At 67.3% G+C, this 8,210-nt stretch carries 6 protein-coding genes and 2 pseudogenes; 3 read left to right on the top strand and 5 right to left on the bottom strand.

The genetic code is table 11. The features are described 5' to 3' along the window. Positions 1–156: transposase (locus ACFV1J_RS37155; protein WP_385857454.1), on the top strand; the 156-nt coding region annotated here is incomplete at its 5' end. Positions 157–166: 10 nt separating this feature from the next. Here the strand turns inward: ACFV1J_RS37155 and ACFV1J_RS37150 are convergent. From ACFV1J_RS37150 to ACFV1J_RS37130, 5 genes and pseudogenes are all read right to left on the bottom strand, one after another. Further along, positions 167–657 (bottom strand): annotated as a pseudogene (locus tag ACFV1J_RS37150) (IS5 family transposase); the annotation flags it as partial. 395 nt (positions 658–1,052) lie between these two features. Next, on the bottom strand, positions 1,053–1,415 hold the full coding sequence (locus ACFV1J_RS37145; RefSeq protein ID WP_385865830.1) for a DUF6300 family protein: 363 nt from the start codon (positions 1,413–1,415) through the stop codon (positions 1,053–1,055). Then, positions 1,412–5,008, bottom strand: a complete 3,597-nt coding sequence (gene dnaE, locus ACFV1J_RS37140) for a DNA polymerase III subunit alpha (protein WP_385865828.1) — start codon at positions 5,006–5,008, stop codon at positions 1,412–1,414. The genes ACFV1J_RS37145 and dnaE overlap by 4 nt, the downstream gene beginning before the upstream one ends. A gap of 1,023 nt (positions 5,009–6,031) precedes the next feature. Next, positions 6,032–6,152, bottom strand: a pseudogene (locus ACFV1J_RS37135) (IS701 family transposase); the annotation flags it as partial. 8 nt (positions 6,153–6,160) lie between these two features. After that, a complete protein-coding gene (locus ACFV1J_RS37130; protein ID WP_385865827.1) occupies positions 6,161–6,343 on the bottom strand; it encodes a hypothetical protein in 183 nt (60 codons plus the stop codon). A gap of 811 nt (positions 6,344–7,154) precedes the next feature. On the opposite strand from ACFV1J_RS37130, the gene ACFV1J_RS37125 reads away from it, so the two are divergent. Next, positions 7,155–7,574 (top strand): hypothetical protein, encoded by a 420-nt coding sequence (locus ACFV1J_RS37125; protein ID WP_385865825.1) that lies wholly within the window; start codon positions 7,155–7,157, stop codon positions 7,572–7,574. After that, positions 7,571–7,945 carry a winged helix-turn-helix domain-containing protein gene (locus ACFV1J_RS37120; RefSeq protein ID WP_385865823.1) on the top strand — a complete coding sequence of 125 codons (375 nt, stop codon included), beginning with the start codon at positions 7,571–7,573 and terminating at the stop codon, positions 7,943–7,945. Before ACFV1J_RS37125 ends, ACFV1J_RS37120 begins: the two co-directional genes overlap by 4 nt. The last annotated feature ends 265 nt before the right edge of the window (positions 7,946–8,210 follow it).

Raw genomic sequence — 8,210 nt, 5'->3', positions numbered from 1 at the left:
CGGCTCGGCCGACACCGCTGGGTCGTCGAGAGAACGGTCTCCTGGCTGGGCGGATGCCGAAGGCTGCACCGCCGTTACGAGCGAAGGGCCGAGCATTTCCTGGCCTTCGTCGGCATCGCCGCAGCCCTCATCAGCTACCGCCGACTCACCAACTGAAACAACGTCTAAGCAAGGGCAGGAGTTGGGTGACATCGTTGCGGTGGCCGCCGGTCAGCAGGACCGCGAGCGGGGTTCCGTGCCCGTCGGTGATCAGGTGGTGTTTCGAGCCAGCCCGGCCTCGGTCGACCGGCGAGGGACCCGTGTGGATCCCCCTTTTAGCGCTCTGACGTGGGAGGAGTCGACCACGCAGCGGGACCAGTCCAGCCGGGAGGCCGCGTTCAGCTCGGCCAGCAGGACCTCGTGCAGCCGCTGCCACACGCCGGCCTCGTTCCAGTCCCGCAGACGGCGCCAGCACGTCATGCCCGAGCCGAAGCCGAGGTCCTGAGGCAGGTACTCCCACTGGATCCCGGTGTGCAGCACGTACAAGATCCCGCACAGCACGTCCCTGTCCGGCAACGGCTTGCGGCCTGGATACCGGAACCTGCGCTCACGCTGCGGCAGCAGCGGCTCCAGGTGATCCCACAGCTCATCCGACACGATCCACGGTGACGTCCCCACAACGGACCGAACGCTCAACTACCGCCCCGGACACAGCAACCAGGAGCGATCCGCCTCATTGTGTTAGCCGCTGTTAAGCGGGCCTGGGGCCAGGGCCGCCGGCCTCACCGACCCCCACGGCTACGCCTTCCGGGCTTGCACTCCGCTGGCGCCCCGTCACCGACCGCGGTCTATCGCCCGAGGCCGTCGGACAGGTCCTCACCCGGCTCAGTGCCGGGGCGAGCTCCCCGTCCGGCACATCGGACACTCCACGTCAGAGGTTCCTCTCACGGCTTCCTTGGTCACGACCTGTCCTCGGTCGGCCCGTATCCGTGGGTGTGGAGAGTCAGCCGTCGGCACGCCGCTCAGCGGCAACGGCCGACGTGGCATGTCCAGGGTGACCAGGCGCATGAGAGTCATAGATCGGCAATGCGCCACCGCTGCTCTTCACCTGCCAGGGCATCCACGTCGAGTTCTCGTCCACGGGCGTGCTCGACCCAGAAGACAGCGAGGTGGATGAACCGTTCCGTGTTCTCTGCGCTGACCTGGCCATTACTGTCGACCAGCGCGATCAACTCTCTGGCGGCTGCCTCGTCGCTGTCGCAGGTGGCGCACAGGACTGCCGCCTTGAATCCGTGGATCGGCTTGCCGGTACGCCCGTGCCACGTGTGCGGGTAGCGAGCGGTCAGCACTCCGGCGTGCCCGCAATGCGGGCACGCCAGGGCGGTATCGGCGTCTTGCCGTGTGTGGGTTGCTGCCTCTGCGCGATCGGGGATCATGCGATGCCTGCCCATGCTTCCGGGCCGAAGGCGCCCTTGATGTCGGAGGCGATGGCGGCGGCGTCCACCTGCCCGCTGAGGGCATACACCGTCGTCTTGTGCGGAGTTTGGATCCGCAGGTGGACGGGCGAGGGGCCTGGGTGGGCATGGATGATCCGCTTCAGCTCCGCGACGGTGGTTGCTTCGACACGGTGGAGGGGCATGAAGAGCTGGACAGGAGGCCGGCCACCACCCTCGGCGGACGACACGTCGAGTGCCTCCAGCTCCCGGCCGTGGAGGCTGAGTGTGCCGTCGCGCTCCTCGATGCGGCCGCGGACGGCGATGACGTTGTCCTCGATGAGAGCGTGCTGGAGAAGTTGGTAGACCGCTGGGAAGAACAGCACCTCGATCGATCCGTCACGGTCAGCGAGGTTGACGATGGCCCACGCGTTGCCCTGCTTGGTCATCTTGCGCTGCACGCCGGCGATCAGGCCGGACAGCTTGATCTCCCCCGTTGTTCGCCCGGAGCCGAGGAGCTCGGCGATGGAGGCGTCGCGGTGGGCGGCGAGGATGTGCTCGGCTCCGTCCAGCGGGTGAGCCGAGACGTACAGGCCGAGCATCTCGCGTTCGGTCGCCAGCAGTTGTCGGCGCGGCCACTCCGTCTCGCTGATGGTGAAGTCGAGACCGAACGACGGGGCGGCGTCGTCGCTGTTGCCCAGGTCGGCGAAGAGGTCGTCCTGGCCGTAGGCGGCGGCCTTCTTGACCGGGATGATCGAGTCGATGGCGTCCTCGTGGATCCCGGCCAGACCTTTGCGGGTGTGGCCGAGGGAGTCGAAGGCGCCGGCTTTGATGAGGGAGTCGACCGCGCGCTTGTTCAGCGCGGCGATCTCCGCCTTGTCCAGGAAGTCGCTGAACGCGGTGAAGTTCCCGCCCTTCGTACGGGCTCGGACGATCGCCTCGATGACGTTGTCGCCGACGTTGCGTACCGACCGCAGGCCGAAGCGGACGTCGTCGCCGATGGCTGTGAACTCCGCGACCGACTCGTTCAGGTCCGGTGGGAGGACGCGCACGCCGTTATTGCGGGCGTCGGCGAGGTAGATGGCGGCCTTGTCCTTGTCGTCGCCGACGGAGGTCAGAAGGGCCGCCATGTACTCGGCGGGGTAGTTGGCCTTGAGGTAGGCGGTCCAGTACGCGACCAGGCCGTAGCCGGCGGTGTGCGATTTGTTGAAGGCGTAGCCCGAGAAGGGCAGCATGACGTCCCATAGGGCCTTGATGGCCTGCTCGGAGTATCCGTTGGCGGCCATGCCGTCGTGGAACTTCTCCCACTCCGCGGCCAGGACCTCGGGCTTCTTCTTGCCCATGGCGCGGCGCAGCAGGTCGGCGCCGCCCAGGGTGTAGCCGGCCAGCTGCCGGGCGATGGCCATGATCTGCTCCTGGTAGACGAGCAGATGGAAGGTCGTGCCCAAAATCGGGTCGAGGGCGTCTTTGAGTTCTGGGTGGATCGGTTCGATGGGCTGTTTGCCGGTCTTGCGGAAGGCGTAGTTGGTGTGGGCGTTGGCGGCCATCGGTCCGGGGCGGTACAGGGCCAGGGCTGCGGCGATGTCCTCGAACCGGGTCGGCTCCATGAGCTTGAGCAGGGTGCGCATGCCGCCGCCGTCGAGCTGGAAGACCCCGAAGGTGTTGCCCTCGGCCAGCAGCTCGTATGTCTTGGTGTCGTCCAGGGGGATGACGACGGTTGAGGGGTCGTGGTCCATCGGGTCGACGGTGGCCAGTTTCACGCCGCGGTTGTCGCGGATGTTGGCGATGGCCTGGTCGATGACGCCCAGGTTCCGCAGGCCCAGGAAGTCCATCTTGATCAGGCCCATGGCTTCGCACGACGGGTAGTCGAACCCGGTGATCTTCACGCCGTCCTTGGCGCGCATGTGCAGCGGGATGCGGTCGGTCAGCCGGGTCTTGGACAGGATGACGGCGGCCGCGTGCACACCGGTGCCGCGGGTCAGGCCCTCGACGCCGCGGGCGGTGTCGATCACCCTGCGGACGTCGGGCTCGTTGTCGTACATCTGGCGGATCTCGCCAGCCTCGCCGTAGCGGGGGTGGGCGGAGTCGAAGATGCCCTGCAGCGGGATGGACTTGCCGTTCTGGTCCGGCGGGAGCGCCTTGGTGATCCGCTCACCGTGGGAGAAGGGGTAGCCCAGGATGCGGGAGCTGTCCTTGATGGCGTTCTTGGCCTTGATCTTGCCGAAGGTGTTCACCATCGCGGTGTAGTCGTCGCCGTACTTGTCGGTGACGTAGCGGACCATTTGGTCGCGCTGGCGGTCGTCGAAGTCGAGGTCGACGTCCGGTGGATTGATGCGCTCGGGGTTGAGGAACCGCTCGAAGAGCAGGCCGTGCTCCAGCGGGCACAGTTCGGTGATGCGGGTGGCGTAGGCGACGATCGAGCCGGTCGCCGAGCCGCGGCCCGGGCCGATGGGGATCGCGTTGTCCCGCGCGTAGCGGCAGATGTCCGCCACGACGAGGAAGTAGGAGCTGAAGCCCATGGGGCCGATGACGGCCATCTCGGTCTCGAACCGGTCCCGGACGTGCTGCGGGACGGGGTCGCCGTAGCGTGTGGCCAGGCCCTTGAGGACCTCCTTGCGCAGCCACGACTCCTGGCTCTCCCCCTCGGGCACGTCGGGGAACTGGGGCATCTCGTCGACGAAGTCGAAGACCTCGTCGTAGGACTCGACGCGTTCGGCGATCAGCAGGGTGTTGTCACAGGCGTCCGGGAGCTCGGCGAACAGGCGCCGCATCTCCTCGGCGGTCTTCAGGTAGTAGCTGGTGCCGCTGAAGCGGAGGCGGTTCGGGGCGTCCTTGTTCTTGCCTACGCCGATGCACAGCAGGTTGTCGTGGGCGTCGGCCTGGTCCTCGGTGACGTAGTGCGCGTCGTTGGTGGCCAGCAGCGGCAGGTTCAGCTCTTTGGCCAGGCGCAGCAGGCCCTCGCGTACGTCCCTTTCAATGGTCAGGCCGTGGTCCATCAGCTCCAGGAAGTACTTCTCGCGGCCGAAGATGTCCTGGTAGGCGGCTGCCGCTTCCTTGGCCTTCTCGAACTGGTTCAGGCGCAGGCGGGTTTGGATCTCGCCGGAGGGGCAGCCCGTCGTCGCGATGATCCCGGCCGGGCGCTGGGCGATCAGCTCACGGTCCATACGCGGCTTGCCCGCTGGGAACTGCCCGTCGTAGCTGGCCTGGGTGCTCAGCCAGAAGAGGTTGCGTAGACCTTCCGCGCTTTCGGCCCACATGGTCATGTGGGTGAATCTGCCGCCGCCCGAGACATCCTTGCCCTCACCGTCGTCGGACACGGCCCGCTGGCCACCCGGCCCCCAGAACTCCCGCTGGCGGCTGTGCCGGAAGGAGGGGGCTACGTACGCTTCGATGCCGATGATCGGCTTCACGCCGGCGTAGTCCTTCGCCACCTGCTGGAACTCATAGGCCCCGAACATGTTGCCGTGGTCGCTCATCGCGATGGCCGGCATCCCCTGCCGGGCGACCTCGGCGAACATCGGCTTGAGCCTCTGAGCACCGTCGAGCATCGAATACTCAGTGTGATTGTGCAGGTGGACGAAGCGTTTACCAGACACCGAACGGACACCTCCGGGCAGGTTGGGGAAGCCGTCACCCTATCCCTGAGGCCCTCACCGAAACGCCGTGTGCGCAGCCCTCTCGGCAGACCAACTCGTCTGCCCCGTAACGACCTTGGGAAATCGCTCAAAGTTTTACCGACACGCCGCGCCACCCCTCACACACCGGGCGGCCACCAGGCTCGCGAGGCGTATGCGGAGGTGGCCGTCGTCACGTTCAGTGAAGAGAGGCGGGTTGTCACTGCCCATGTGGCGGGCGAGGGTACGCAGCGGCCCGGGTGCCGCGTACGGGGTCGCGACGACCGGGGCCTGCGCACCAGTGCAACGGGCTGGTTTCCTCGCCCAGGGCATTTCCCCGCTGGGCCCCGCCCCCGTGGCCGTGTGCACCCACGCCTTCGGGCTCTTCCATCCGTGCTGGGGGCCCCGCTGGTGGTGCTCCTCGCCATCGTTGGCGGCGCTGTCGCCGCCCGTCACCTCCACGTCCCCCCCGCGGCCCCGGCGGCCGCACCGCGGCCGACGGACCGGGTGCGGACAGGGCTGACGCCCGTGGAACCGACGACGCCGAGCTGACAGCGACGGGTCGGAGGCTCGGAGCCCGCGACCAGAAACCGACGGTAAGGCACTACAGACGAGGAGCCGCCGCACACGATCCCGTCGCACCCCGCGCTGGGCCGCTCTGGTGATCACCCGGCAGCCGCCGCCCACGACCTGACCAAGGTCCACGACATGGGCGGCCACCAGGTAACCACGTTGGACCGGGATCCTTGGACCGTGTCCTATGTGGTGAGGCATCCCTCCCTCGAAGGTGCGGCCGCAGGGGTGGCGGCACGCAGGACAAGCCTGATCAGACGCTGTTCGCCGCGATCATCTACGTGCTGGTCAGTGGTTGGTTGTGCCTGGCGTTCGTTGCCGCCTTTGCTTCGGTATCTCCAAGTCCACCGCTCCCGACAGTTTCTGATCTGGTCGCGGGCTGGGGTATGGGGCCGACTGCACGAGGCGGTCCTGCACCGGCTGGACGACGCAGGCCTCGGGAGGATCCGTTTCTACTTTCCCGGCAACGAGTTCACGGGCCCGCAGGACGGTCAGCCAGGCGTGTGCGGCCATGGCCAGTGTGACGATGCCAGCCCGGGTAGCGGCGGACCTGGCGCCCGGTCATCGAGCCGCCGGGGAGTCATACAAGTCGTATGTCTCGAATCCCAGGTCGAAATTGAGGTGCAGCCGGTGACCGTTCTGCTTGATGCTGCCATGCAGGTCGGCTGTGTCGTCCAGCTGCCCGCGCGGCACGTCAATCGCGTTGCCGTGCTGGGTGCCCCGGAATGACTTCGCTTCGCCCAACGTCGTTCAAGGACCCTTGCCGTTCGCCTGGTCCTGGATCGTGTACGTCCCGTCGACGGGACCGTTGTTGTCATCCTGGGACGACCAGCTGAGGACCTCACGCTGGTGCAGGTCATGGTCATCGGAGTGATAGCCGTAAAAAGTGTGCTTGACGATCTTGTGGATCGGCTGTGCCGGCTGTGCCGGCCGACTGTGACTGCATCCAGCAAGAAACGGCACAGTTCGCGACGGGAACGTCAGGCCGCTCGGATGATTCCCTATGTCCGGGGACAGTCTCAGCCGCATCTGCGGGTCGCCGCCGACCATCGTGCACTCACGAGTGAACGGACCACGGCGTGCGGCGGTGAGAGGGGTGACGTCCGACCGGACCACGTGTTCGTGTTCGACGATTCGGGCCGCTCGGCATCCGCCCCACCGCCGGAGCTGGCTGGCTCCCGGCCGGTCACCCCGAGCGCCCTCCCGCCACCCGTCGTCACGGCCTCGGGGTGCGGTACCTCCACGGCTACTACTCCGTCGGCGACGACTGCCTGTGGGGCGTCAACCGCTGCAAGAAGTGTGCGGGGAACCCCCTGGCCGCACCGAGGTCGATCCGGGTCCCTCGCGACCGGACGATCCCCCAGCCGGAGTAGCAGTATCCGACCTTCCTGGGGTCAGGGGAGGGCGGGGCAGCTCCGGACCTCCTTGCAACGGCCGTGTTCGCGGCGACAGCCCAACGGCTGGCCACCACTCTTGCTGGAAAGTACTTGTCAGGTTAGAAAGTTCTTGTCAGCATGATGGGCGTCGGACACATGAACGACGAGGGGGAATCGACGTGGGGGAATACGCCTCGAGCGACGCGGCTGCCGCGCTGGCTCGCGCGGAGGAGCTGGGTTCCGTGGTCCGCAGAGGCTCACGGTGGTTTGCCCGGTATCAGGTCGTGTTCGGCTGTGGTGCCGGACTGCAGTTGCTCATCGTCGGGCTGCTAAAACCGCCGTACGCGGCATCGTTCAGCGGTGTGGTCTTCGGTGCCGTCATGGCGGTACTGGGGGTGTACGCGGGCCGACAGCCCGTCGTGCGACGGGGGTTCGGAATCCGCATCGCCATCACGGTCGGCGCCTGGGCACTGCTCTATGCGGCGGTGCTGGTGCCCGGCTTCATCTATTTCCAGGGTGCCGCAGCCTGGTGGATACCAGGCGCAGTGGCAGTCGCCCTGCCCGGCCTGATCGGCGGATACCTGGAGACCCGACGATGACGGACCCGCACGGCCCGATCACGGCGCCGCCGGACGCCGACGCACTGACCGGAGCCACCACACGCCCCGGAAGCCACCCGCGCCACGGGCTGGACGAGATCATCCACGCCCCAGTGCGCTTCTCCATCGTGGCGACCCTGGCAGCCGCCGAGAAAGCCGAGTTCGCATTCGTCCGCGATACGGTCGAGGTCAGCGACTCGGTCCTGTCACGGCAGGTCGCCACCCTGGAGAAGGCCGGCTATGTCGCGGTCACCAAGGGGTACGTCGGCAAGCGTCCGCGCACATGGCTCGCCCTCACGGCAGATGGCCGGGCCGTGTTCGCCGACCACTGCCGCGCCCTGCGCGCCATAGCGGGCGGTGGCGACGGCTGACGCCGGGCGGGAGCCTCGCCATCGTGGCGAAGCTGGACGAACTCGCCACCAAGGAGGGCGTGACCGCCGGCCGGTTGGCGCTGGTCCAGGTGCTGCACCGGAGCGACGACGTCATTCCGATTCCGGGCACCGCCGCTGGGCGAACTACGCAAAGACCTTCTGCGCCCAGCACCTCGCAGCACGCTGTGCAGGGCGCTCTGCCAGCCGAGAGGATCATTGCCGCTGGAATAGATGCGCTTGCTGCAACAGCGACTTGCCTGGTCAA

Source organism: Streptomyces sp. NPDC059649, assembly GCF_042734445.1.
Lineage (GTDB): Bacteria > Actinomycetota > Actinomycetes > Streptomycetales > Streptomycetaceae > Streptomyces.
Note: the sequence above shows the minus strand (reverse complement) of the source record. Positions and strands in the feature narration are given on the sequence as shown.